This window comes from Pseudomonas sp. FSL W7-0098 (assembly GCF_005930585.1).
GTDB classification, from domain to species: domain Bacteria; phylum Pseudomonadota; class Gammaproteobacteria; order Pseudomonadales; family Pseudomonadaceae; genus Aquipseudomonas; species Aquipseudomonas bubulae.
Genome location: NZ_RXHW01000005.1, coordinates 241,898 through 265,302 on the forward strand (window position 1 = coordinate 241,898; position 23,405 = coordinate 265,302).

At 60.3% G+C, this 23,405-nt stretch carries 24 protein-coding genes; 17 read left to right on the forward strand and 7 right to left on the reverse strand.

Annotated elements, in window-relative coordinates; translation table 11 throughout:
- Positions 1-40 precede the first annotated feature (40 nt).
- The 4 genes from flgA (at position 41) to FHL07_RS11485 (ending at position 2,643) form a co-directional block, all read left to right on the forward strand.
- Positions 41-811 carry a flagellar basal body P-ring formation chaperone FlgA gene (flgA, locus tag FHL07_RS11470; RefSeq protein WP_095001826.1) on the forward strand — a complete coding sequence of 257 codons (771 nt, stop codon included), beginning with the start codon at positions 41-43 and terminating at the stop codon, positions 809-811.
- A 151-nt stretch (positions 812-962) separates the two neighbouring features.
- A complete protein-coding gene (gene flgM, locus FHL07_RS11475) occupies positions 963-1,289 on the forward strand; it encodes a flagellar biosynthesis anti-sigma factor FlgM (protein ID WP_095001827.1) in 327 nt (108 codons plus the stop codon).
- 49 nt (positions 1,290-1,338) lie between these two features.
- Positions 1,339-1,806, forward strand: a complete 468-nt coding sequence (locus tag FHL07_RS11480) for a flagella synthesis protein FlgN (RefSeq protein WP_095001828.1) — start codon at positions 1,339-1,341, stop codon at positions 1,804-1,806.
- A gap of 96 nt (positions 1,807-1,902) precedes the next feature.
- Positions 1,903-2,643, forward strand: coding sequence for a flagellar brake protein (locus FHL07_RS11485; RefSeq protein ID WP_095001829.1), 741 nt, complete (start codon positions 1,903-1,905; stop codon positions 2,641-2,643).
- A gap of 100 nt (positions 2,644-2,743) precedes the next feature.
- On the opposite strand, the gene FHL07_RS11490 is transcribed toward FHL07_RS11485, so the two are convergent.
- Both FHL07_RS11490 and FHL07_RS11495 read right to left on the reverse strand, forming a co-directional pair.
- Positions 2,744-4,057: an MFS transporter gene (locus FHL07_RS11490; RefSeq protein ID WP_095001830.1), complete on the reverse strand. Its 1,314-nt coding sequence runs from the start codon at positions 4,055-4,057 to the stop codon at positions 2,744-2,746.
- 65 nt (positions 4,058-4,122) lie between these two features.
- Positions 4,123-5,364: a glutamine synthetase family protein gene (locus FHL07_RS11495; RefSeq protein WP_165484567.1), complete on the reverse strand. Its 1,242-nt coding sequence runs from the start codon at positions 5,362-5,364 to the stop codon at positions 4,123-4,125.
- Positions 5,365-5,669: 305 nt separating this feature from the next.
- Between FHL07_RS11495 and FHL07_RS11500 the strand changes: the two genes are divergently transcribed.
- Complete coding sequence (locus FHL07_RS11500) at positions 5,670-6,968, forward strand: histidine-type phosphatase (RefSeq protein ID WP_095022997.1); 1,299 nt, start codon at positions 5,670-5,672, stop codon at positions 6,966-6,968.
- On the opposite strand, the gene FHL07_RS11505 is transcribed toward FHL07_RS11500, so the two are convergent.
- Both FHL07_RS11505 and FHL07_RS11510 read right to left on the reverse strand, forming a co-directional pair.
- Entirely contained in the window at positions 6,961-8,178 is a 1,218-nt protein-coding gene (locus FHL07_RS11505) for an EAL domain-containing response regulator (RefSeq protein WP_138738491.1), read from the reverse strand. The genes FHL07_RS11500 and FHL07_RS11505 overlap by 8 nt on opposite strands.
- Positions 8,179-8,298: 120 nt before the next feature.
- On the reverse strand, positions 8,299-9,060 hold the full coding sequence (locus FHL07_RS11510) for a FadR/GntR family transcriptional regulator (protein ID WP_095001834.1): 762 nt from the start codon (positions 9,058-9,060) through the stop codon (positions 8,299-8,301).
- Between the two features lie 238 nt (positions 9,061-9,298).
- Between FHL07_RS11510 and FHL07_RS11515 the strand changes: the two genes are divergently transcribed.
- The 9 genes from FHL07_RS11515 (at position 9,299) to FHL07_RS11555 (ending at position 17,372) form a co-directional block, all read left to right on the forward strand.
- Positions 9,299-10,039 (forward strand): SDR family oxidoreductase, encoded by a 741-nt coding sequence (locus tag FHL07_RS11515; protein WP_095019233.1) that lies wholly within the window; start codon positions 9,299-9,301, stop codon positions 10,037-10,039.
- Between the two features lie 153 nt (positions 10,040-10,192).
- Positions 10,193-11,041 carry a fumarylacetoacetate hydrolase family protein gene (locus FHL07_RS11520; RefSeq protein WP_095019232.1) on the forward strand — a complete coding sequence of 283 codons (849 nt, stop codon included), beginning with the start codon at positions 10,193-10,195 and terminating at the stop codon, positions 11,039-11,041.
- Positions 11,042-11,055: 14 nt separating this feature from the next.
- Entirely contained in the window at positions 11,056-12,333 is a 1,278-nt protein-coding gene (locus FHL07_RS11525; RefSeq protein WP_095019231.1) for an L-fuconate dehydratase, read from the forward strand.
- A 24-nt stretch (positions 12,334-12,357) separates the two neighbouring features.
- Positions 12,358-13,203, forward strand: coding sequence for an amidohydrolase family protein (locus tag FHL07_RS11530; RefSeq protein ID WP_095019230.1), 846 nt, complete (start codon positions 12,358-12,360; stop codon positions 13,201-13,203).
- Positions 13,200-13,976 (forward strand): SDR family oxidoreductase, encoded by a 777-nt coding sequence (locus FHL07_RS11535; protein WP_095001839.1) that lies wholly within the window; start codon positions 13,200-13,202, stop codon positions 13,974-13,976. Before FHL07_RS11530 ends, FHL07_RS11535 begins: the two co-directional genes overlap by 4 nt.
- Complete coding sequence (locus FHL07_RS11540) at positions 13,973-14,314, forward strand: L-rhamnose mutarotase (protein WP_095019229.1); 342 nt, start codon at positions 13,973-13,975, stop codon at positions 14,312-14,314. Before FHL07_RS11535 ends, FHL07_RS11540 begins: the two co-directional genes overlap by 4 nt.
- A gap of 148 nt (positions 14,315-14,462) precedes the next feature.
- Positions 14,463-15,689, forward strand: coding sequence for an L-fucose:H+ symporter permease (fucP, locus tag FHL07_RS11545; protein WP_095001841.1), 1,227 nt, complete (start codon positions 14,463-14,465; stop codon positions 15,687-15,689).
- Between the two features lie 36 nt (positions 15,690-15,725).
- Positions 15,726-17,036, forward strand: a complete 1,311-nt coding sequence (locus FHL07_RS11550; protein ID WP_095001842.1) for an MFS transporter — start codon at positions 15,726-15,728, stop codon at positions 17,034-17,036.
- Positions 17,037-17,120: 84 nt separating this feature from the next.
- Complete coding sequence (locus tag FHL07_RS11555; RefSeq protein WP_095001843.1) at positions 17,121-17,372, forward strand: hypothetical protein; 252 nt, start codon at positions 17,121-17,123, stop codon at positions 17,370-17,372.
- Positions 17,373-17,399: 27 nt separating this feature from the next.
- On the opposite strand, the gene FHL07_RS11560 is transcribed toward FHL07_RS11555, so the two are convergent.
- The 3 genes from FHL07_RS11560 to FHL07_RS11570 form a co-directional block, all read right to left on the reverse strand.
- The gene (locus FHL07_RS11560; protein ID WP_095019227.1) at positions 17,400-17,858 is read right to left on the reverse strand and encodes an REP-associated tyrosine transposase; all 459 of its coding nucleotides are present in this window, start codon (positions 17,856-17,858) and stop codon (positions 17,400-17,402) included.
- A gap of 338 nt (positions 17,859-18,196) precedes the next feature.
- Positions 18,197-19,465 (reverse strand): MFS transporter, encoded by a 1,269-nt coding sequence (locus FHL07_RS11565; RefSeq protein WP_095003379.1) that lies wholly within the window; start codon positions 19,463-19,465, stop codon positions 18,197-18,199.
- Between the two features lie 116 nt (positions 19,466-19,581).
- Positions 19,582-20,538, reverse strand: a complete 957-nt coding sequence (locus FHL07_RS11570) for a LysR family transcriptional regulator (protein WP_095003378.1) — start codon at positions 20,536-20,538, stop codon at positions 19,582-19,584.
- A gap of 106 nt (positions 20,539-20,644) precedes the next feature.
- On the opposite strand from FHL07_RS11570, the gene FHL07_RS11575 reads away from it, so the two are divergent.
- The 3 genes from FHL07_RS11575 to denD all read left to right on the forward strand — a co-directional run bounded on the left by FHL07_RS11575 (position 20,645) and on the right by denD (position 23,384).
- A complete protein-coding gene (locus FHL07_RS11575; protein WP_138738492.1) occupies positions 20,645-21,385 on the forward strand; it encodes an SDR family oxidoreductase in 741 nt (246 codons plus the stop codon).
- Positions 21,386-21,523: 138 nt separating this feature from the next.
- Entirely contained in the window at positions 21,524-22,372 is an 849-nt protein-coding gene (locus tag FHL07_RS11580) for an ureidoglycolate lyase (protein WP_138738493.1), read from the forward strand.
- Between the two features lie 37 nt (positions 22,373-22,409).
- Positions 22,410-23,384, forward strand: coding sequence for a D-erythronate dehydrogenase (denD, locus tag FHL07_RS11585; RefSeq protein ID WP_138738494.1), 975 nt, complete (start codon positions 22,410-22,412; stop codon positions 23,382-23,384).
- The last annotated feature ends 21 nt before the right edge of the window (positions 23,385-23,405 follow it).

Consider the following 23,405-nt stretch of genomic DNA (forward strand, 5'->3'; position numbering starts at 1 on the left):
CATATTCCGAAAACGGCACGGGGCTTGCTTTTTATCGGTCATGAACGCAAAAACGACAAAATCCTGCCACCGACCTTTCCTGCCGAGTCTGCGCCGCTGTGGTCTGAGCGCGCTGGCGGCGGGCACCTTGCTTGCACTCAGCACTTATAGCAGGGCTGACGCGTTTACATCGCCTGAACAGCTTATCGGCGTGACCCAGGGCTTTCTTGAATTCACGGTTGAAGACTACCTGGCCACCAGCCAGACCGAGGGTCGATATCAGATCCAGGTCAACAATCTTGACCCGCGCCTGCGCCTGGCCCAGTGCGACAAGGATTTGACAGCTTCCCTCGAAAGCCCGGCGCAACCCATGGGCCGGGTAATCGTGCGCGTACGCTGCGAAGGGCTGTCGCCGTGGACCATCTTTGTGCCGGCCCAGGTCAAACTGTTCCGCGACGTAGTCACCGTCAATCACCCGCTCAAGCGCGGCATGGTTATCGACTACCCCGACGTGACCCTGCGCGAGCGTGATGTCAGCCTGATCAGCCAGGGCTACCTGACCGCCACCGAGCTGGCCGTGGGGCAAAAATTGCTCAGGCCCATGGTCACCGACCAGGTGCTGACCCTCACCCACCTGGAGCAGGCCGCAGCCGTGCGCAAGGGCGATCATGTGGTGATCAGCGCGCGCAGCGGCACATTAAGTGTCAAGATGCCCGGCGAAGCCCTGTCAGACGGTGGCCTTAGCGAGCAAATACGGGTAAAAAACCTGAACTCCAAGCGTGTTATCCGCGCCAGGGTGACAGCACCCGGGCAAGTAGAAGTGGCATTATAGGAAAGTTGGCATCAGTCTCGCGACTTTCCTACACTGTCATTTGACGCAGATCAGTACAGCTCTGTGTGAAGCCATGATTAATCGAGCCTAAAGTTTTTCCGGGTATGGCCGAAAACATGGCAAGCGTCCAAATACCCCGAGGTTTAACGTTATGGTCATCGACTTCAGTCGTCTCAACAGCGCCCCGCCCCTGACCGGCAGTACACGCAGTAACGCCAGCCAGGAAACCGGCAGCGCCACGCAAGCGGCCCCGGCAATAAACCCTGAGCAAAACGGCGTCAGCGCCCCAAGCGGGGAATCTGTTCACCTCAGCCAAGAGGCTCAACAGTTGCAGAAGATCAGCGACTCGTTGCGTGACCAACCTGTAGTCGACAAAAATCGGGTGGCAGAGCTTAAACAAGCCATCGCGGACGGCAGCTACAAAGTCGACAGCGACCGGATCGCCAGCAAACTGCTTGACATGGAAGCCCAGCGCTAGGCCAACGGCCAGTGCCGCGCTTTTGGACGCTTAACTCCCAGAGCCCGCCATGCACGACGAAAATTTACTGCAACTGATCAACGATGACCTCGCTCCTGCCGAGCAATTGCTCGGCCTGTTACAGGACGAATCCATCGCCCTCAAAGGCCGCGACATGCAGGTGCTGGAAAACATTCTGGCGCGCAAACAGTCGCTGATCATTTTGCTTGAGCAACATGGCCGCAGACGCAGCGAAATTCTCGCCAGCCTTGGCCTGGCCACCAACCGCAGCGGCCTCGAAAGCCTGGCCAGCCATTCCAGCGTGGGAACACAACTGCTCGCCCAGAGCGATGCACTGAACCAGCTGCTAGCGAAATGCCAGGCCGCCAACCTGCTCAATGGTCAGTCGATCCAGACCCAGCAGGCGATCACCGCCAACCAGTTGCGCATCCTCCATGGCGGCGAAGCCCCGTCTCTGTATGACGCACGCGGCACCACCTCGATGCTCAACAAGCACCGCGCCTACAGCCAGGCTTGAGCCCGCGCAACCACCGCATGTAGCGAGACACACAACATGATGGCAGAATGCCCATCTTTTGCGTGTCGCTGTATTTTGTCTGGAGATTGATCAAACGTGTTCGACGCCCAAGATGCTCCGCAACCGCCAAAGGTGCTTACCACGCCGTTGGAAATTGCCTCCAACTTGCGGATGCTGCAAGAGAGCCATGACCCGCTGATCATTACTTTCCAGGACCGCACCCAGCGCTTCCAGAGCTATGTGGTGGATGTTAATCGCGAGAGCAACACTATGGCCCTGGACGAAATGATCCCCCGTGACGGTGAGCGCTTTCTTGAAGCGGGGGTGCCGTTCAAGGTTGAGGGCTTCCATGATGGCGTGCGTATCGCCTGGGAGTGCACCACGGCGCTGACCATTGATGACCGTCATGAGCACCGCTGTTATCGCGGCGCGATGCCCCACGAAGTGGTGTACCACCAGCGCCGCAATGCATTCCGTGCGGCCCTGCGGCTGGCCAATCTGGTCAATGTGCAAGTGGCGGGTGACAAGCTCAAGGCGCCGATCAAGGGCAAGTTGCTGGACGTTTCGGCAACCGGCTGCAAATTGCGTTTTGAGGGGGATATCAGCCAGGGCATGCAACTGGGTCAGGTGTATGAGCGCTTCAGCGCCGACCTGCCGTTTGGCCTGATGTCGACACCGGTGGAGTTGCGCTACCTGCATTTTGAAGAGCGGCTGAACATCACCTTTGCCGGGATGCGCTTTCACAACATCAGCGGCGCGGTGCAGCGCCAGGTCGAGCGGTTTGTCTATCAACTGCAGCGCGAGGCGCGCCAGTTTGATAAAGACGATGATTATTGAAACAGTGGTCGCTGGCTTGCCTGCGATGCACAGGGCGCGGTCTGGCTGAAAAACCGCGCTGAAGCCATCGCGAGCAAGCCCGCTCCCACAGGGGTATTGCCTATGTCTTGGACTCTGGTTCCGGTTCTGGCTCCTGCTCCTCCACCACCGGCTCCTGCACCATCTGTTCCTGCACCACCTGCTCATCCACCCTCGGGTCAAGGGCGGCGACCAGCGGCGAGCTGGACATGCTGTCGGGCATGGCCACGTGATGCAGCGGCGCATCATCGACCTGGTGCAGGTTGGTCACCGCATTCGGGCGAATCCGCCATACCAGGATCAACCCCGCCACGCTGAAAAACCCATAGAGCATCTGGCTGCCAAACAGCTTCATCAGCACCCCCGCCACCAACGGCCCCACGCTTGCGCCCACGCCATAAGTCACCAGCAGCATGGCCGTCAGCGACACACGACGCTCCGGCTCGATATGGTCGTTGGCAAAGGCCACGGCCAGCGGATAGATGCAAAATTGCAGCAAAGCCGCCAGGCAACCGGCAATAAACAGTACCTGCATGGGCACCGCCGGCAAGATCGCCAATGGCAACGCAGCCACCGCCAGCAAGCCGGCGAAAATACGGATCAGCAACGGCCGGTCATAACGGTCGGACAACCAGCCCAACGGCCACTGCACCAGCAAGCCGGCAAAAATGCAGCTACCCATATACAAGCCAACCAGTTCGGTAGACAGCCCTTGCTGCGATGCGTAGAGCGGTGCCAGACCGTAAAACGAGCCCACCAGCAAACCCGCGCCCATCACCGCAATCAACGACTGCGGCACACGCTTGATAAAAAATTTCGGGTCCATCGGCGCCGGGTGCAAAGGCGCCGGGTGAATACGCCGGGTCATGGCCACAGGCACCAGGCACAAGGCAAAACACAAGGCCACCACCATCAACAACTCGAGACCGAGCTGCGGGTGAACCGCCAGGATCAATTGCCCAAGCACCAGCCCCAGATAGGAGGCGATCATGTAGAGGCTGAACACCACGCCGCGCTGCCTGGCCTCGGCCTGCTCGTTAAGCCAGCTTTCGATGACCATGTACTGGCACATCATGCCCAGACCGACAATCACCCGCAGCAACAGCCAGATCGGCAGCCAGTCCGTCAGCCCGTGGCACAGCACCGCCGCACCGACAATACCGGCGCACGTGGCGTAGGCACGAATATGCCCGACCCTGGCAATCAGCCGGTGGCCGATCTTGCCACCCAGCACCAGGCCAAAATAGTTGGCCGCCATCAGCGCGCCGATCCACAGGCCGTCGACATTGTCCGCTGCCAGGCGCAGCGCCAGATAAGTACTCAACAGGCCGGAGCCGATCAACATCATCAGCGAGGCAAAATACAACGCTCTAAAGGACTTCCAGATCTGGTGCATTGGCTTTCCGTACGGCTCCTTGTGTCTGCCACCGGGAACAGGCCCGGCGCCACAGATTTAAACGGTCAAGCCTGAGCCGCCAGAACGCGACGTTCCCAGGGCGTGATTTCGTCATGGAAACTGGTCAGTTCCAGCGTCTTGGACGCAACGTAACCTTCGATGAACTCAGTGCCGAACAGTTCAATCGCCATTTCACTACGGGCCAGGCGTGCCAGTGCCGCATGCAAGGTGCAGGGCAATGTCAGCGCCTCGGGCACCTGGAACTCACCCTGGATCGCAGCACTCGGTTCAAGCCCACGCTCGATGCCATATAACCCTGCCGCGAGGCTGGCGGCAATTGCCAGGTACGGGTTAGCGTCCGCCCCTGGCAAACGGTTTTCAACCCGCCGCGCCGCAGGTGAGCTGGCCGGAATGCGTAAACCCGCACTCCGGTTGTCATGGGACCAGCACGCGTTGTTCGGCGACGCATAGGGGTGGAACAAGCGCTGATAGGAATTTACGTTCGGCGCAAACAACGCGGTAAAGTCCGCCATGCCCGCCTGCTGCCCGCCGATAAAATGGCGGAAGGTGGCTGTCGGCTGTCCCGCTTCGTCGCTGAACACGTTTCGCCCGCTGGCCGCCTCGACCACGCTCTGGTGAATATGCATCGAACTGCCGGCCGTGTGCGCCAGCGGCTTGGCCATGCACACCACGTTAAGGCCATGCTTGAGGGCAACTTCCTTGAGCAGGTGCTTGAACAGAAAAGTCTGGTCGGCCAGCAGCATCGGATCACCGTGGAGCAGGTTGATCTCGAACTGGCTGACGCCCATCTCGTGCATAAAGGTGTCACGGGGCAAACCCAGTGCCGCCATGCACAGGTACACCTCATTGAAAAAAGGCCGCAAGCCGTTGTTGGAGCTGATGCTGAACGCCGAAAATCCGTCTTCACGGCGCCCGTCCAGGCCCACGGGCGGGCGGAACGGCTGGGCCGGATCGGGGTTGTGCGCAAACACAAAGAACTCCAGCTCGGTCGCTACCACCGGCGCCAGCCCCCGCGCCGCGTAGCGGGCGATCACCGCCTTCAACTGGCCACGGGTCGACAGCCGCGAGCTTTCCCCGCTGAGCTCATCGGCATCGCAAATGGCCAGGGCACGGGATGGCTGGCTCCAGGGCAGGCGATGAAGCTGGGTGAGGTCTGGCACCAAGGCAAGATCACCGTCCTCGCCGCCATAAAAGCGCGACTCAGGGTAGCCACCCATGATGCATTGCAACAGCACGCCACGAGCCATCTGCAAGCGCCGCCCTTCTATAAACCCCGCAGCAGTCATCACCTTGCCACGGGGCACGCCATTGAGGTCGGGGGTGACGCACTCAATCTCATCAATACCCGCCAATCGCTGTGCGAGCAAACCCTGGCCATCGCTATTCATGCCACTATCCTTGTTGTTAAGCAGGCCGCGCAGGGCAATGGCTACAAAATACGCACTGCCTGTTCGGAATTTCAAGCGAGCACCGCACAAATCTCGCGAAAACAGTGAACCTTCCTTCGGCAGCTGCTACGGAGCTCGGCGTTTGTCTTATTTGCCGACTAGACTCTTCGCCCACTGTGTCAGGAAGACCCAAAGGAAGATCGATGAAGACGCTGCCCCCGCTTTATACCGGCCTGTTGCTGGCCAGCCTGTTCAGCCCCGCAGCCTTGGCCCAGATACCCAGCAGCGATGGCTATGTGCTGGATAAAGTCGTGCAGGTCAGCCGCCACGGAGTGCGCCCGCCTACCGAATCCAATGAAAAACTGCTGACCTCGGTCACCCAGCGCAAATGGCCAACCTGGCTGGTGCCCTTCGGTAACCTGACCGGCCACGGCTATACCGGCGCGGTGGAAATGGGCCGCTACCGTGGTGAAGTGCTGCGGGCCGCCGGGCTGATCCCCCGGGGCTGCCCGGATGCCAGCCAGTTGCTGGTACACGCCAGCCCCCTGCAACGCACCAAGGCCACGGCCCAGGCCTTGCTCGATGGCATGTTCCCCGGCTGCGGCCTGCAACCGGGCTATGTCCACGGCAAGCAGGATGCCCTGTTCCAGGCCAATGAAATGCCCTTTGCCGCGCTCGATCCGGCCAAGGCCAAAGCCGAAATTCTCAAGGCTCTGGGCGGCAGCGTCGAAGCCGCACAGGCACGCTACAAACCCTTTGAAGAAAAACTCAGGGAGGTCGTCTGCCTGCCTGCCACCGATTGCCCGTATGGCAAACAGGACTGGACACTGGAACAAAACGCCAAGGGCCGTTTCGCGATCAAGGGCCTGAGCGCAGGTGCCAATATGGGCGAAGTGTTCCGTTTGGAATATAGCCAGGGCCTGCCACTGGACAAGGTCGCCTTCGGCAACGGCCGCACCGCCGCCGAGGTATCCAGCCTGATGGTGCTGACCAAGGCCAAGTACGACTACCTCAACGACATCCCCTATATCGCCAGCCGCGGCGCTTCCGAGCTGATGAACCAGATTGCCCTGGAACTCAAGCAGGGCACCCCGCTGGAGCAGAAAGACGCGCCGGATAGCCCGCCCGATGTACCGCTGATGCTGCTGGTGGCTCACGACACCAATATCTCTTACCTGCGCACCATGCTCGGCTTCGGCTGGAAGCAGGGAGATTATATCGCCAACAACATCCCGCCCGTGGGTACGTTGCAGTTCGAACGTTACAAGGAAGTCAAAACCGGCGAGTACTTTTTGCGCATCGCCTTTGAGGCCCAGTCAATGGATCAGATTCGTAACCTGACCCAACTGACCGCCACGCAAAAACCCCTCAGGAGCGATTTCCAAAGCGCCGGGGACTGCCGCAAAACCAGCGCAGGCCTGCTCTGCCCGCTCAAGGATGCGATGGTCAAAGTCGAGCAGAACATCGACCCCACCGCGCTGACGCCCTACACCTTCAACTAGTGGTGGTTAAGGCAGGGCTTGCTTCACGTTGCTGCAACCAGCGCAGCAAGTCCTGCCCGCTCATGGGCCGCGCAAACCAGTAACCCTGCCCTTCAACACAGCCCATGGCCAGCAAACGCTGGGACTGTGCCTCGGTTTCAATCCCTTCAATAACCACCGACATACCCAAGGCTTTACCCAGGGCCAGGGTGCTGGCGATCACGGCGGCGCAACGCGGTTCATGCTCCAGGTTGCCCACAAATTCACCGTCCAGCTTGATTTCGGTGAATGGCAACTGGCACAGCCGCTGCAATGACGAAAAACCGGCACCAAAATCGTCAATTGATAACCGGCAGCCCATCATGCGCAGGCGCACCAGATTCTCCAGGCTGGCGACCGGAGCTTGCAGCAAACCGGTTTCAGTCAATTCGAAGGTCAACCTGGAGCCCGGCGTGACATGACGGGTCAGAACCCCCTTGAGGGTATAAGTCAGCTGACTGTTAGCCAGTTGCGACGCTTGCAGGTTGAACGCCATGTTCAAGGGATAACCCCGTGTCCGTGCTTGCTCTTGCAGGCTCAACGCCTGATCGAGTTGGGCAAACAGCAACTCGTCCATCAAGCCGCAGCGCTCCAGCACCGGGATAAATACCGCCGGCGGTAGCACGCCCTTATCGGGGTGCAGCCAACGGCAAAGCACTTCGACACCGGTCACATCGCCGGTTTGCAGATTGAACTTGGGTTGATACCAGGCCTGCAATTGCTGCAGGGCCAGAGCCTGACGCACTTCGTCCTCGCAAGCCAGTGACAGCGTGCTGCCCGGTACAGGTTCGAGCGTGCAGATAGTGCTTTGATACTTGAGTAACAGAGGTTGCAGCACAGCGGCATACAACGGTTTGCCGGCATCGCCAAGCAACTCGAGCCCCAACAGGGCAATGAGCTGATGCGCGGCACAACGCAAATCGGCCGACAGCGCACTGCTGACAATAATCGACCGGACTTGCCCCGTCCTGCCCACGCGACGCAAAAACGCCAGGCCGTCCATGCCATCCATCTGCAAATCGCACACGGCGATATCCACCGGCCCCACTTGCTGAAGAACCGTCAACGCCTGGCTGCCGTCACTGGCCTCAAACACGTCATGGCAACCCAGGGAGCGAAACATGCTTACCGCAACGGCACGCTGGAAACTGTCATCTTCCAGGATCAGGACACGCAGGGGATTTCCAGGCATTAAGATGAACCATCGAGAAACGGTGTAGGTTAATTATCTCGAATGCTGAAAGATTTTTACCTAGGAAAAGTCCCAATAAATGTAGGACTAATGCCAACCCTCCCGACCGGCGATTGAATGTCAGCGCGCGCTGCGACTGAATATACGGATCACTTCATCCAGGTGCTCGGCCATTGCCTGCCGTGCGGCGGGCGCATCGTGCTGCTCGAGCGCCAGCAGGATACGGCGGTGCTCATCTTCCGAGCGATGGGTCATATCCTGTGGGGTGTAGTGGTTTTGCAGGCGCTGGAACATGCTGCCGTAACGATGGCCCAATAGATGCTGGATCATCAGGGCATAGGCCGGGTTGTCCGAGGCCTGGGCAATGCGGATATGGAACAGACGATCGCCGGGGTGGGTGTGGGACCCTTCGCGGTTGTCCTGAACGTTGCGTTCAAAAGCTTCGCGGATGCCCGCCAACTCCTCGTCACTGGCATTGATCGCCGCCAGCGCCGCCGCTTCGGGCTCAATCAGGCGACGGGCCTGCAACAGCGCGAACGGTGGAATTTCGGCATTGAAGTCGATTTCAAGGTTCAGCTCGGGGTCCAGTTCTTTCCACTGGTTGCGCGTAGCCTGGGCCATAACCGGTTCATCTGACACCGCCTGCACCGGCGGCTCACAGACCAGTACCCCGTTACCGACGCGTACATCCACCAGACCTATCACTTCAAGCGCAATCATCGCCTCACGTACCGAGGCACGACTTACACCCAGCAACTTGGCCAGTTCACGCTCGGCTGGCAAACGGCTGCCCGGCGGAAATTCACCGCTGTCGATCAAGGCGCGTAGCTGATCAGCGATTTGCCGATAAAGCCGTTGGTTATCAATTACTTGAAATGGCATCAGGAAATAAGCTCTGGTTTGGACAGCATTCGACAAGCACTTGGAGCTGAAAAAGACGCTTGTTGAAGCTTGAGGTGCATGCTACAAAAGGCCCAATGGCCTGACCATTGGATGGATATCGTAAAGCGATCATAGCAAACCTTATCCTTGTACTTGTGTCGTTTTGCCATTTGCTACGCCCCCAATGGCCTGACCATTGGGCCAACTATAAAAACAATGACATCGTAACGGAGCACCCATGGATCTTTCCGGCAAACGTGTGCTGATCACTGCCGCTGCGCAGGGGATTGGCCAGGCCACCGTCCAGGCATACCTCGCCGCCGGTGCCGAAGTCTTCGCCGCCGATATCAATGCCGGCGCCCTCGACGCCCTTGAGGGCGCGCACAAACATGTTCTGGACGTCACCGATGCTGCTGCCATCGAGCGCCTGGCCAAACAGCTGGGCCCACTGGATGTGCTGTTCAACTGCGCGGGCGTGGTGCACAGCGGCACTATCCTGGAATGCGAAGAGAAGGACTGGAACTTCGCCCTGGACCTCAACGTGACAGCCATGTACCGCATGATCCGCGCTTTTTTGCCGGGCATGCTGGGCAGCGGCGGCGGCTCGATCATCAACATGGCCTCGGTCGCTTCCAGCGTCAAAGGCGTGCCCAACCGTTTTGCCTACTGCGCCAGCAAAGGCGCGGTGATTGGCCTGACCCGTTCTGTAGCGGCTGACTTTGTGAGCCAGAACATCCGCTGCAATGCCATCTGCCCCGGCACCGTCGACTCCCCTTCCCTGCGCCAGCGTATTCGCGAACAGGCCGAGCGCGAAGGCCGCAGCGTGGACGAGGTGTATGCCGCCTTTGCCGCGCGCCAGCCCATGGGCCGCATTGGCACCGCCGAGGAAATCGCCCAGTTGGCGCTGTACCTGGGCTCAAGTGCCAGCGGCTTTACCACCGGCACGGCACAAATCATTGATGGCGGCTGGAGTAACTAGCCGCAAGCTTTTGACCTTGTGGGAGCGGGCTTGCTCGCGATTGGATCGCTGCGCTGTATCAGGCAAATCGCGCTGATGCCATCGCCAGCAAGCCCGCTCCCGCAACAAGCCTGCTCCCACTGGGCCCTGCCCCTCCCCCAAAAAGGATTGTTTATGAAACTGCTGCGTTACGGTGAAAAAGGCCAGGAGCGTCCCGCCCTGCTCGACAACGACGGCCAACTGCGCGATTTGTCGGCAGTGGTCGCGGATATCGCAGGCCAGACCCTGAGCCCCGAAAGCATTGCCCGCCTGCAAGATATCGACCCGTCCACCCTGCCACTGGTTGAGGGCTCCCCCCGTATCGGCGCCTGCGTCGGCCAGGTCGGAAAATTTATCTGCATCGGCCTGAACTACGCCGACCATGCTGCCGAAACCGGTGCCGCAATCCCCGCCGAACCGGTGGTGTTCAGCAAATGGACCAGCGCCATCGTCGGCCCCAACGACAACGTCGAAATCCCGCGCAATTCGCGCAAAACCGACTGGGAAGTCGAGCTGGGTGTGGTGATCGGTAAAGGCGGTCGCTATATCAGCGAAAACCAGGCCATGGAACACGTGGCCGGTTACTGCGTGATCAACGACATCTCCGAGCGCGAGTTCCAGCTGGAGCTGGGCGGTACCTGGGACAAAGGCAAAGGCTGCGACACTTTCGGCCCGCTGGGCCCGTGGCTGGTGACCCGCGACGAAATCGCCGATCCGCACCAGCTCGACCTGTGGCTGGAAGTGGATGGCCACCGCTACCAGAACGGCAACACCCGCACGATGATCTTCCAGATCCCGAAAATCATCAGCTACCTCAGCCAGTTCATGAGCCTGCAACCGGGGGATGTGATTTCCACCGGCACCCCGCCAGGCGTCGGCCTGGGTATCAAACCCGAGCCTGTCTACCTGCGTGCCGGCCAGACCATGCGCCTGGGCATCAGCGGGCTGGGCGAACAACAGCAACGCACCGTGAACGCCGACTGACAGGGAGCCATACCATGACCACAATTACTGCCGTACGGGTTGAAGACATCCGCTTCCCCACCTCGCAATCCCTCGACGGTTCTGACGCGATGAACCCGGACCCTGACTACTCGGCGGCCTATGTCATCCTCGAAACCGACACCCCCGGCCTTGAAGGCCATGGCCTGACCTTCACCATCGGCCGCGGCAACGAAATCTGCTGTGCCTCGATCAAGGCCCTGGCCAGCCTGCTGGTGGGTTTGAAGCTGGAGTGGATCGCCGAAGACATGGGCCGTTTCTGGCACCACGTGACCAGCGACAGCCAGTTGCGCTGGATCGGCCCGGACAAGGGCGCCATCCACCTGGCCACCGGTGCGGTGGTCAACGCCGCCTGGGACCTGTGGGCCAAGGCCGAAGGCAAGCCGGTGTGGCGTCTGGTGGCAGACATGAGCCCCGAAGAACTGGTGCGCTGTATCGACTTTCGTTATATCACCGACTGCATCACCCCGGCAGAAGCTCTGACCCTGCTGCGCGAGCGCGCCAATGGCAAGGCCGAGCGACTGGCCTTGCTCGAGGCTGAGGGCTACCCCTGCTACACCACCTCCGCCGGCTGGCTGGGCTATGCCGACGACAAGCTGCGCAGACTGTGTCAGGAAGCGGTGGATGCGGGCTTCTCTCACGTCAAATTGAAAGTCGGCCACGACCTGCAGGACGATATCCGCCGCGTGCGCATCGCCCGGGAAGTACTGGGCCCGGATCGCAAGCTGATGATCGACGCCAATCAGGTATGGGAAGTGGACGCGGCCATCGACTGGGTGCGCGAACTGTCATTCGCCAACCCGTGGTTTATCGAAGAGCCAACCAGCCCGGACGACGTCGAAGGTCATCGAAAAATCCGCCTGGGTGTCAGCCCGGTCAAGGTAGCGACCGGCGAAATGTGCCAGAACCGTATCGTGTTCAAGCAACTGATCATGCGTGAAGCCATTGACGTGGTGCAGATCGACGCCTGCCGCCTGGGCGGGGTCAATGAAGTGCTGGCCGTGATGCTGATGGCCGCCAAGTACAACCTGCCGGTATGTCCGCACGCAGGCGGCGTTGGTCTGTGCGAGTACGTGCAGCACCTGTCGATGATCGACTACCTGTGCATCGCCGGGACTCACGAAGGCCGGGTGGTGGAATTTGTCGACCATCTGCACGAGCACTTCGAAGACCCCTGCGTGATCCGCAACGCGGCCTATATGCCACCACAGGCTCCGGGCTTCTCGATCCAGATGAAGGCCGCCTCCCGCGAGCAGTACCGCTACCGGGGCTAAGCAAACGGACGGAGTACAACAATAATGTCGTCCCCACACTCACTACGACTGGATGCACACCAGCACTTCTGGCGCTATGACGCCGCGGCCTATCCGTGGATAGGTCGCGACATGAGCGGTTTGCGCCAGGACTTTACCCCCGATGATCTGCGGCCCTTGCTCGATGCTGGCGGATTCGACGGTTGCATCGCCGTGCAGGCCCGAGCCTGTGCCAGTGAAACCGATCAACTGTTGCAACTGGCGCAGCGCTACCCGTGGATTCGCGCCGTGGTGGGCTGGGTCGACCTGTGTGCCCGCGACCTTGAGCAATCGCTTGAACGCTGGGCGCAAGCGCCGGTTTTGCGTGGCTTTCGTCATCAGTTGCAGGACGAACCCTCGCTCGCCCAGTTTATCCAAAATCCGGGGTTCAGCCGTGGCTTGCATACCTTGCAACGCCAGGGACTGGTCTACGAAGTGCTGGTCAAGGCCCGGGATCTGCGCACGGTTACCGAACTGTGCCAGCAGCATGACCAGCACCATCTGGTACTCGACCACCTGGGCAAACCCGATATCCAGGCCGGGGACTTGAAAACCTGGGCCAGCCAACTGGCACCGTTGGCGGCCCTGCCCCACGTCAGCTGCAAGCTGTCAGGGCTGATCACCGAAGCCCATTGGCAGGACTGGTCCAGCGCACAACTGACGCCCTATTTGCACATGGCACTGGAACTGTTTGGCCCCGAGCGCCTGATGTTCGGTTCCGACTGGCCGGTGTGCCTGTTGGCCAGCGACTACGAGGCCACTCACACCCTGGTCGCCAGCGTGTCAGAGCACGCGGCCATCTGGGGTGGTACGGCGTGCCGCGTCTACAACATAGAGGGAGTGACGCAATGAATCTGCATCTGCAAGACAAGGTGTTTATCGTGACCGGCGGCGGCTCGGGGATCGGCGCAGCCATCACCCTGGGGCTGGCTGACGAAGGTGCGATCCCGGTGATTTTCGGCCACAGCCCGCTGTCCGATGAGCTGGCCCGGCAATTGGATCAGCGCGGGGCGCAGAGCCTGTTTGTGCAGGTCGAACTGCGCGACGAAGACGCCTGCCGCGCGGCAGTCGCCAGCGTGCTGCAACGCTTCGGGCGCATTGACGGGCTGGTCAATAACGCCGGGGTCAACGATGGCGTTGGCCTTGAAGCCGGGCGCTCGGCCTTTGTCGAGTCACTGGAAAAAAACCTCATCCATTATTATCTCATGACCCATCTGTGCGTCGATGCGCTCAAGGCCAGCCGCGGTGCCATCGTCAATATCAGCTCCAAGACGGCCCTCACCGGGCAAGGCGGGACCAGCGGCTACACCGCCGCCAAGGGCGCGCAACTGTCGTTGACCCGCGAATGGGCCACTTCATTGCTGGCTGACGGGATCCGGGTCAATGCGGTGATCCCGGCCGAAGTCATGACCCCCTTGTACGAGCGCTGGATCGACACCTTCGCCGACCCGCAAGCCAAGCTGGCGAGCATTGTTGAAAAAATCCCCCTGGGCCGGCGCATGACCACGGCCGCAGAAATCGCCGACAGCGTGCTGTTTTTGCTCTCCCCGCGCGCCTCCCACACCACCGGGCAATGGCTGGTGGTGGACGGTGGCTACACCCACCTGGACCGGGCGCTGACATGAACCGCCAATGCCTGGCGCTGGACCTTAAGGACGACCCGGCGCTGATTGCCGAGTATGAGCGCTTGCACCAGAACATCTGGCCGCAGATCAGCGCCCATTTGCGCGGGCATGGCGTGCTCGACATGCAGATATGGCGCCTGGGCACGCGGCTGTTCATGGTCATGGACACAGCCCCGGGGTTTAGCGCCGAGGCCTTTGCCCGGGCTGGCGCCAGCGACCCCAAGGTGCAGGAATGGGAAGCGCTGATGTGGCGTTTTCAGCAGCCTACTCCCTGGACAAAGCCCGGTGAAAAATGGGCGCCAATGGCACAGATTTTCAGCCTGAAAGATTCTCCCTGACCCTGTGGGAGCGAGCCTGCTCGCGATGGCATCACCGCGGTGGTCAGGCAAACCGAGCCGCCTGCATCGCGAGCAGGCTCGCTCCCACAGGGTGTAGATCCACGCAAACCACAACGCCGAACTCACAACAATAAGAAGGAGATGCGTCATGTCACTCAAGCACCCGAACGTCGCAGCGCCGTCCTTTACCCGGGCGGTCACGTCCTATCGCCGGGCACTGATCCTGGTCACCTGCCTGTTCTTTCTCTGGGGCCTGTCCTATGGCTTGCTCGATGTGCTCAACAAGCACTTCCAGGAAACCCTGCACGTCAGCAAGGCGCAGTCGGGCCTGCTGCAAAGCGCCTACTTTGGCGCGTATTTTCTGATAGCCCTGCCCGCCGGTTTGCTGATGGACAGGTACGGCTACAAGGCCGGCATCCTGCTGGGCCTGTGCCTCTACGCCACTGGCGCCCTGCTGTTTATGCCCGCCGCTGCGGCGCAGAGTTTTCAGTTTTTCCTGTTCGCGCTGTTTGTGATTGCCTGCGGCCTGGGCTGCCTGGAAACCGCCGCCAACCCCTACGCCACGGTGCTGGGTGAACCCGCCGGTGCCGAGCGCCGCCTGAACCTGGCGCAGTCGTTCAACGGCCTGGGGCAGTTTTTCGGCCCCTTGATTGGCGGCGCACTGTTCTTCAGCGGTGCCAACAGCACCGACACCACACAATCGCTGCAAATGACCTATCTGGTGATTGCCGCACTGGTGTTGCTGGTGGCCATCCTTATCGCCCGCACTGCGCTGCCCGACCTGCGCGAGCAGGAAGTGCAAGTTGCGCAGCACGACCACAAAGGCCTGTGGCAACACCGCGAATTCGTCACGGGGGTTATCACCCAGTTCTTTTATGTGGGAGCACAAGTTGGCGTGGGGGCGTTTTTTATCAACTACGTCACCGAGCACTGGGCGCAGATGAGCAGCCAGCAAGCCGCGTATCTGCTTTCGGTGGCCATGCTCAGCTTTATGTTCGGACGCTTTTTCAGCACCTGGCTGATGGGCAGGGTCAATGCCCAGCGCCTGCTGCTGATCTATGCGCTGATCAACGTGGCGCTGTGTGCGGTGGTGGTGCTGGGGTTTGAAGGTGTATCGGTGGTCGCGCTGGTGGCGACGTTCTTCTTTATGTCGATCATGTTCCCCACCCTGTTTGCCATGGGCGTGAAAAACCTCGGCCCACATACCAAGCGCGGCAGCTCGTTCATGATCATGGCCATAGTTGGCGGCGCGCTGCTGCCCTATGTGATGGGTCTGGTGGCCGACCACTCCTCCACGGCCGTGGCCTATCTGTTGCCAATGGGCTGTTTTGTAATCGTCGCTGCCTATGCCCGTGCTGCCCTGAAAAAAATCTGATTGCTGTACTCCACAAAAACAATAACGGAGCACCCCATGACCAACCCCGCACTGCAACAGGCGCTGAGCAAGATCCGCTGGCGCATCCTGCCCTTTGTCGCCCTGATGTTCGCCATGGCGATCATCGATCGTTCCAATATCGGCTTTGCCAAACACGCCCTGCAGGCGGACACCGGCCTGAGCAACGCGGCATTTGCCCTGGGTGCGGGGATTTTCTTTATCGGCTATGCCGTGTTCGAAGTACCGAGCAACCTGATGCTGCACAAGATCGGCGCACGCATCTGGCTGAGCCGGATCATGGTGACCTGGGGCCTGGTCTCAGCGGCGATGATGTTTGCCCACGACGAAACCAGCTTCTATATCCTGCGGTTTCTGCTGGGCGTAGCCGAAGCCGGGCTATCGCCGGGGGTGGTGTTGTACCTGACCTACTGGTTCCCGCAGAACCAGCGTGGCTCGGCCTATGGCATTTACTATTTTGGCGTGCCGGTGTCGTTGATGGTGGGCGGCCCGGTATCGGGCTGGTTGCTGGAAAGCGCGCAGTTCGGCCTTACCGGCTGGCAATGGATGTTTGTCACCGAAGGCCTGGCGGCCTCGATCATCGGCGTATTCGCGTTCTTCTACCTGACCGACAAACCCCGGGATGCCAAGTGGCTGAACACCGAAGAAAAGGCCGCGATCGAACACGAGCTGGAAAAAGAGCAACTGCAAAAAGCCAACAAAGGCCCGTCGTCGTGGCGTGCAGCAATGTTCAACCCGGTGGTGCTGTACTTCACCCTGATCTACTTCACCATTCAGGTCAGCGTGTATGGCGTGCTGTTCTACCTGCCAACGCGGATCGCCGAGTTGCTGGGTACCGGCATTGGCCTTAAGGTCGGCGCCCTGACCTCCATTCCGTGGATTGCCACCGTATGCATGCTGTACCTGGTGACACGCCATGCTGACCGCAAGGGCCAACAAACCCGCTATGCCGCATTGATGCTGGCAATGGCCGCAGTGGGCATGATCGGCTCGACCTTGAGTGGCAACCTGGTGCTGGTGATTATGGCGTTCTGCGTGGCTGCCGCCGGTTTTATCACCGTGCAACCGTTGTTCTGGACACTGCCTACCCGCTTTCTGGGTGGTGCAGCGGCGGCCAGCGGGATTGCCGTGATCGGTGCCCTGGGCAACTTGGGCGGTTTTCTTGCACCCACGGTCAAAACCTGGGCCGAGGGCTACTTCAACAACCCGCACGCGGGCATGTACTTTCTGGCCGGCACGGCGCTGCTGGGCGCATTGATGCTGATTCGCTCAGCGAGGGCGAGCGGCAATCCGGGCAAACTCCCGGCCCCGGCAGCCACACCACACTGAGGGGCACTGCGGGTATTAACACGGGTCACATGTGAGCTACATTGGGTAACAAACAACAGCCCGTAAACTCACAAAGGGTGACCCGTGAATACCAATCAAAAACTGCGCACCTTCGACCTGATCCGTGAAGCGGTACTGCCCGAGTACCGCGACCGCGTAAACGAATACCTGAGCCTCTACGAAGAGACGCTGCACAGCGCAAACACTCCGACTGCCGACATCCAGGCCAGTGCCCAACAGCTGCGCGGCTACCTGCGCGGCCTCAACACCACCCGGGTGCTGGGCATGGCTGACTGGGAAGAACTGGACCGGCGCATTACCGAGTCGTGGTTGTAACGGTAAACACCTATCCCCCCTGTGGGATCAAACCCAGATTGCGTACCACAAGGGGTAGTCCCCCACCCGCTGGACCAGCCCGGCGCGCAGCGGGTTGGCAATCACATAACGGGCCATCTGCTTGATATCTTCATCACGCCGCAAGGCATGGTCGTGGTAGCCCTGCTGCCAACGGCGGCCTGTTTGCCCAGTGGACTGGTTGATTGCGCGGGTGCTCAACGATTTTGTGCGACACATCAACTCATCCAGCGAGCCTTTATCAAGGCTGATCAGCCAATGAAAGTGATCCGGCATCACCACCCATGCCAGCGAAGTGGCCAGCCCCTGCTCTTGTGCCCGCTTGAACTGTTCGACCACCCGTCGGCCTACGCGCCAGTTCAGGAAAATCGGTTGGCGTTCAAGCGTATTGGCGGTCAGAAGATAAATGCGATTTTGCTCGCTGTAACGACCACGGCGCAGGCGGTGGGAGGCAGAAAAAGAAGGCATGGCCTGACTCTATGAGTTGATGAATTTCAAAGGCTAGTCAGTAGCGGGCCAGCCACAACGGGCATCGTTTGACGGGATATGTCGTGGGACTTTTTTGTGATCACCGCAAACCTGTGAGAGCTGGATTGCCTGCGATGCACACAACGCGGTCTGGCTGGCGCACCCCGGGGATGCCATCGCGAGCAAGCCCGCTCCCACAGAGGTACGCGGCTGACCCCGGATTTTGTGAGCACCGCAAAACCTGTGGGAGCTGGATTGCCTGCGATGCACACAACGCGGTCTGGCTGGCGCACCCCGGGGATGCCATCGCGAGCAAGCCCGCTCCCACAAGGGCTCAGTCAGGCGGGAGCAAGGGTGGCCAAGGGCGCTTCCGGTGCCTGCGGTTCCTTGAGCAACGCAAAGTAGGCAAAGGCCGAACACGCCGCCACCACCGCACTGATCACAAATGCCGAGGAAAACGAACCGCTCTGCTGCACGCTGAATCCAGTCAGGATCGGCGCTATGGAACCTGCCAGGTAACCGCCAAAGTTCTGGATCGAGCCAAACGAAGCCACACGCTCCGACGGCACAATGGTGTTGACGATCATCCACGCCGTGGCACTGGAGATGTTGATAAAGAACATGGTCAGGCACAGCAGGATCACGCACGCCACCACGTTGGTGGTAAAGGCCACAATCAGCGTGAACAGCGCCCCGCCCAGTAGCCCCAGAATCACCATCAGCTTGCGGCTGGCCAATACCCGCATGCCTCGTGCCACCAGTCGATCACAGCATTTACCGGCCACAATGGTGCCCAACGCGCCAAACAAATAAGCCAGCGATACCACCCAGGCCGTGCGATACAGATCCAGACCGTGCTCACGCTCAAAATAACCGGGCAACCAGGTGAGATTGAGCCAGATCATGTAAATCACACCCATAAACCCGAGGAACGCCCCCCAGGTGTTGCGATCCCTGAACAACGAGGTCCAGCGCACTTTCGCCGCCTTGACCTGTTGCACCGGCACCGGTTCCGCACGACCTGTCTCGGCCATGTATTGCGCCTTGCTCTTGTAGAACTTGAACCAGCACAGTGCCAATACCAGTCCCATGACGCCGGTAAGGATAAACATCCCGCGCCAGCCCAGATGCACCATGAAAACAGTCAACAACGGCGGGGCCAGGCACGGGCCGATACAGGTCGAAGACCACACCCAGCCGGTCGCCGTGCCGCGCTCCTGGGTATCGAACCACTCCGACAATGCCTTGGCCGCCGAAGGAAACACCGGCGCCTCACCTATCCCCAGCAACACCCGCAAGCCGACCAGATGGCCATAGCTGCTGAACAGGCCGAAGGCCGCCTGCGCAACCGACCACACCACCAGCGATCCACCCAGTGCCAGCTTGCTGCCCAACTTGTCGATCAAGGCACCAAGAGGCAGTTGTGAAAAGGCGTAGGCAATGGAGAACGCCGAGAGCATCACCCCCATTTGCATCGGACTGATAGCCAGGTCTTTCTGGATGGTGGTGTTGGCGATGGATAAGGCGCTGCGGTCAAGGTAGTTGACCACGCCAATCAGGAACAGAAAGAAGATCGTCAGCGTCTTGTAGCTTTTTATTGTTCTCATACGCGCCTCTCATGAGCGGTTGCGCCCCTACCCGACAGGTGGGGCGACGCTCACTTTAGAGGGCGGTTTGGCCTGTGCCCAATTACATCATTCCATCAGTTAATAACCCTGCGTTATCAAGGCGTCTGGCGAGCACCACGCAGAGCGTCGGGGCCACTTAACAAGGCGTCGATAAAGGCTTTTGCCGACCACTGCGGGACATCGTTGCGCCGGGTAATCACCCCGTAGTCAGCCAGCACCAGCGGAAACGGCAAGGCCAGGCGGGTCAGGCGACCGGCCTGGATTTCCGGTTCGACCATCGACTCGGCCAGCATCGCCACCGACGGGGTGGTTTGCAGCAGTTGCATGGTGGTCTGCAAGGACACGGTTTCGACGGTGTTTTCCGGGGTCTGCATGCCTGCTTCGACGAAGGCTTTTTCCACCCGTGCGCGCATCGGCGTGCCCGTCGGGTAAATCACCCACGGCCAACTGCCCAAATCCGCCAGTGGCACTTCACTGGCCCCGGCCAGCGGGTGCTGGCTGCCCGTAACCAGGCACAACGGCTCCGGCGCCAGCGCCTGGAATTCAAACAACTCACGATGACGATCGAGGGTAAAACGGGCCACCACCAGGTCCAGTTCCTTGTGCTCGAGCAAGGTCAGCATATTGGCACTGGTGCCCTCAAGCACTTGCACGGTGAGCAACGGCCAGTCCTGCTTGACCCGCACAATGGCAGCAGGCACGGCCAGGGCTGTGGCCGCATAAATGGTGCCGACCTTGATCAGGCCATGCCCACCCTGGCGCAGATGGTTGATCTGGCTGACAAACTGACCGGTGTCGTTCAACGCGATCTGGGCAAAACGGGCCACATGGCTGCCCAGATCGGTAAGGGTCATGCTGCGCGGCAAACGGGCAAATACTTCGAAGCCAAGCTGGTGCTCGATTTCGCGCAACATCTTGCTCACGGCTGGCTGGCTGATGCTCATTTCCTGCGCAGTCGCATGCATGTTTTGCGTGCGCGCCAGGGTGTCGATCAGCACCAAATGGCGAAACCGCAGCCAGTTGCACAACTGGTTAAATCCGACATCCGCCATCCGATAACCCCCGGTTATTAAGACCTGAGAATATCTCATTGGCGATTATCGCAAAGCAATATTAGTGTGCAGCTGTTGGGCCAAATAATAACAACGGACTTTCGTCATGAATCTAGCCAACAAACGTGTGCTGATAACTGCTGCGGCGCAAGGCATAGGCCGCGCTTCGGTACTGGCCTTTCGCGATGCGGGCGCGCAGGTCATCGCCACCGACCTGCATGTCGAAGCCCTGCAAGATATCCCCGGTATTCAAGTCCTGCCCCTGGACGTGACCCAAGCTTGCGCCATCGATGCCATCTGCCAGCAACTGGGCGCTATCGACGTGCTGTTCAACTGCGCAGGCTATGTGCACAGCGGTGCCCTGCTGGAGTGCGACGAGCAGGCCTGGCAATTTTCTTTCGACCTCAATGTCACCGCCATGTACCGCATGATCCGCGGCTTCCTCCCCGGCATGCTGGAAAACGGCGGCGGCTCGATCATCAACATGGCTTCGGTGGCCTCCAGCGTCAAAGGCGTGCCCAACCGCTTTGCCTACACCGCCAGCAAGGCTGCGGTGATCGGCCTGAGCAAATCGGTCGCCGCCGACTACGTGCGCCAGGGCATTCGCTGCAACGCCATTTGCCCCGGCACGGTGGACTCCCCTTCGCTACGCCAGCGCATCGCCGAACAGGCCCTTGAGCAAGGGCGCTCCGAAGCTGAGGTCTATCAGGCCTTTGTTGACCGCCAGCCCATGGGCCGCATCGGCAGCGCTGAAGAAATCGCACAACTGGCGCTGTACCTGGCCAGCGATGCCAGCAGCTATACCACCGGCACCGTCCAGGTGATCGATGGCGGGATGAGTAATTAAGCATTTTGTGGGAAACCCTGTGGGAGCGAGCCTGCTCGCGATGCAGGCACCTCGGTGTTTAAGTGGCACCGCATTGATGCATTCGCGAGCAGGCTCGCTCCCACACTAGATTTATTTCCATGCACCAAAGGAGCTTTTATGAAACTGCTGCGCTACGGCGATAAAGGTCAGGAAAAACCCGGCCTGCTCGATGCCCAAGGCAATATCCGCGATTTGTCGGCGCATATCGCCGACGTTGCAGGCGCTGCGCTGTCAGCCGCAAGCCTGGAAACACTGAGCAAAATCGACCCCGCCAGTTTGCCGCTGGTCAGCGGTTCGCCACGTATCGGCGCCTGCGTCGGCCAGGTCGGCAAGTTTATCTGCATCGGCCTGAACTACGCCGACCACGCTGCCGAGTCGGGCCTGGCGGTGCCGTCGGAACCGGTGGTATTCAGCAAATGGACCAGCGCCATCTGCGGTCCCAACGACAACGTGGAAATCCCCCGCGACTCGACCAAAACCGACTGGGAAGTCGAGCTGGGCGTGGTGATCGGCAAGGGTGGACGCAATATCGATGAACATAACGCCCTGGAGCACGTGGCCGGATACTGCGTGATCAACGATGTGTCGGAGCGCGAATGGCAGATCGAACGTGGCGGCACCTGGGACAAGGGCAAGGGCTTTGACACCTTTGGCCCCCTCGGACCATGGCTGGTGACCCGCGATGAGATCAGCGACCCGCACCAGCTCGATCTTTGGCTTGAAGTCGACGGACAGCGCTACCAGAACGGCAACACCCGCACCATGGTCTTTCAGATCCCGGCCCTGATTGCTTACCTGAGCCGCTGCATGTCGCTGCAACCGGGCGACGTGATTTCCACCGGCACACCGCCGGGTGTGGGCCTGGGGATCAAACCAACCCCGGTGTACATGCGCGCAGGCCAGGTCATGCACCTGGGCATCAGCGGCCTTGGCGAACAGCGCCAGCTCACCGTACAGGCCGACTGACTTCACGCTCACACAACTATAAGAAAGGGTTTTACACATGCGCATTCTGATTACTGGCGGCACCGGCTTTATCGGCAAACAACTGGCCCAGCGCCTGCTCGACATGAACAGCCTGACCTTTGAAGGCCAGGCGCCTCGCACCATTGAGCGCATCGTGTTGTTCGACGCCTTTGCCGGCGAAGATGTGCCGAGCGACCCGCGCATCGAGCTGGTGACCGGCGATATAGCCGACCCCGATGTCATCGCCCGCGTCACCGATGGCGTGGACCTGGTGTGGCATCTGGCAGCCGTGGTCAGCTCGGCGGCCGAAGCGGATTTCGACCTGGGCATGCAGGTCAACCTGCACGGACTGATGCTGCTGCTCGAAACCCTGCGCAAGCAAGGCAACGCGCCGCGCTTCGTCTACGCCAGCGGTTTTGCGGTATTTGGCGGCGCCCTGCCGCCAGTCGTTGATGACAACACCGTGCTTACCCCGCAATCGTCCTACGGCATGCAAAAAGCCGTAGGCGAATTGCTGGTCGCCGACTATGCGCGCAAAGGCTTTGTCGACGGCCGGGTGCTGCGCCTGCCAACCGTGGCTGTACGCCCCGGCAAGCCGAACAAGGCGGCCTCGACCTTCTTCAGTTCGATCATCCGCGAGCCACTGGTGGGCCTGCCTGCCGTATGCCCGGTACGCCCGGATACCCAGGTTTACCTCACCTCGCCGCGGCGCATTATTGAGTCGATGCTGCTGGGCATGACCCTGTCGCCAGAAACCCTGGGCAACCAGAGCATTATCCCGTTGCCGGGCGTGACCACCACCGTGGCCGACATGGTCGCGGCGCTGCAACGGGTGGCCGGTGATGACGTGGTCAAACTGATTCGCTGGGAGCCCGACGCGACTATCCAGCGTATCGTCGAAAGCTGGCCGAGCAAGGTAGAAGCCCCCCGCGCCCGTGCCCTGGGCTTTACCGCCGACGCGGACTTCGATGCCATCGTGCGCGCACATATCGAGGATACGGCCGGCAAATAACCCACCACTCCCTTGTGGGAG

Bases quoted from the DNA above. Each gene is read 5' to 3' on its own strand.
- flgA (WP_095001826.1), top strand. From the start codon at position 41: ATGAACGCAAAAACGACAAAATCCTGCCACCGACCTTTCCTGCCGAGT.
- flgM (WP_095001827.1), top strand. From the start codon at position 963: ATGGTCATCGACTTCAGTCGTCTCAACAGCGCCCCGCCCCTGACCGGC.
- FHL07_RS11480 (WP_095001828.1), top strand. From the start codon at position 1,339: ATGCACGACGAAAATTTACTGCAACTGATCAACGATGACCTCGCTCCT.
- FHL07_RS11490 (WP_095001830.1), bottom strand. From the start codon at position 4,057: ATGCACCAGATCTGGAAGTCCTTTAGAGCGTTGTATTTTGCCTCGCTG.
- FHL07_RS11495 (WP_165484567.1), bottom strand. From the start codon at position 5,364: ATGACTGCTGCGGGGTTTATAGAAGGGCGGCGCTTGCAGATGGCTCGT.
- FHL07_RS11500 (WP_095022997.1), top strand. From the start codon at position 5,670: ATGAAGACGCTGCCCCCGCTTTATACCGGCCTGTTGCTGGCCAGCCTG.
- FHL07_RS11505 (WP_138738491.1), bottom strand. From the start codon at position 8,178: ATGCCTGGAAATCCCCTGCGTGTCCTGATCCTGGAAGATGACAGTTTC.
- FHL07_RS11510 (WP_095001834.1), bottom strand. From the start codon at position 9,060: ATGCCATTTCAAGTAATTGATAACCAACGGCTTTATCGGCAAATCGCT.
- FHL07_RS11515 (WP_095019233.1), top strand. From the start codon at position 9,299: ATGGATCTTTCCGGCAAACGTGTGCTGATCACTGCCGCTGCGCAGGGG.
- FHL07_RS11520 (WP_095019232.1), top strand. From the start codon at position 10,193: ATGAAACTGCTGCGTTACGGTGAAAAAGGCCAGGAGCGTCCCGCCCTG.
- FHL07_RS11525 (WP_095019231.1), top strand. From the start codon at position 11,056: ATGACCACAATTACTGCCGTACGGGTTGAAGACATCCGCTTCCCCACC.
- FHL07_RS11530 (WP_095019230.1), top strand. From the start codon at position 12,358: ATGTCGTCCCCACACTCACTACGACTGGATGCACACCAGCACTTCTGG.
- FHL07_RS11535 (WP_095001839.1), top strand. From the start codon at position 13,200: ATGAATCTGCATCTGCAAGACAAGGTGTTTATCGTGACCGGCGGCGGC.
- FHL07_RS11540 (WP_095019229.1), top strand. From the start codon at position 13,973: ATGAACCGCCAATGCCTGGCGCTGGACCTTAAGGACGACCCGGCGCTG.
- fucP (WP_095001841.1), top strand. From the start codon at position 14,463: ATGTCACTCAAGCACCCGAACGTCGCAGCGCCGTCCTTTACCCGGGCG.
- FHL07_RS11550 (WP_095001842.1), top strand. From the start codon at position 15,726: ATGACCAACCCCGCACTGCAACAGGCGCTGAGCAAGATCCGCTGGCGC.
- FHL07_RS11560 (WP_095019227.1), bottom strand. From the start codon at position 17,858: ATGCCTTCTTTTTCTGCCTCCCACCGCCTGCGCCGTGGTCGTTACAGC.
- FHL07_RS11565 (WP_095003379.1), bottom strand. From the start codon at position 19,465: ATGAGAACAATAAAAAGCTACAAGACGCTGACGATCTTCTTTCTGTTC.
- FHL07_RS11570 (WP_095003378.1), bottom strand. From the start codon at position 20,538: ATGGCGGATGTCGGATTTAACCAGTTGTGCAACTGGCTGCGGTTTCGC.
- FHL07_RS11575 (WP_138738492.1), top strand. From the start codon at position 20,645: ATGAATCTAGCCAACAAACGTGTGCTGATAACTGCTGCGGCGCAAGGC.
- FHL07_RS11580 (WP_138738493.1), top strand. From the start codon at position 21,524: ATGAAACTGCTGCGCTACGGCGATAAAGGTCAGGAAAAACCCGGCCTG.
- denD (WP_138738494.1), top strand. From the start codon at position 22,410: ATGCGCATTCTGATTACTGGCGGCACCGGCTTTATCGGCAAACAACTG.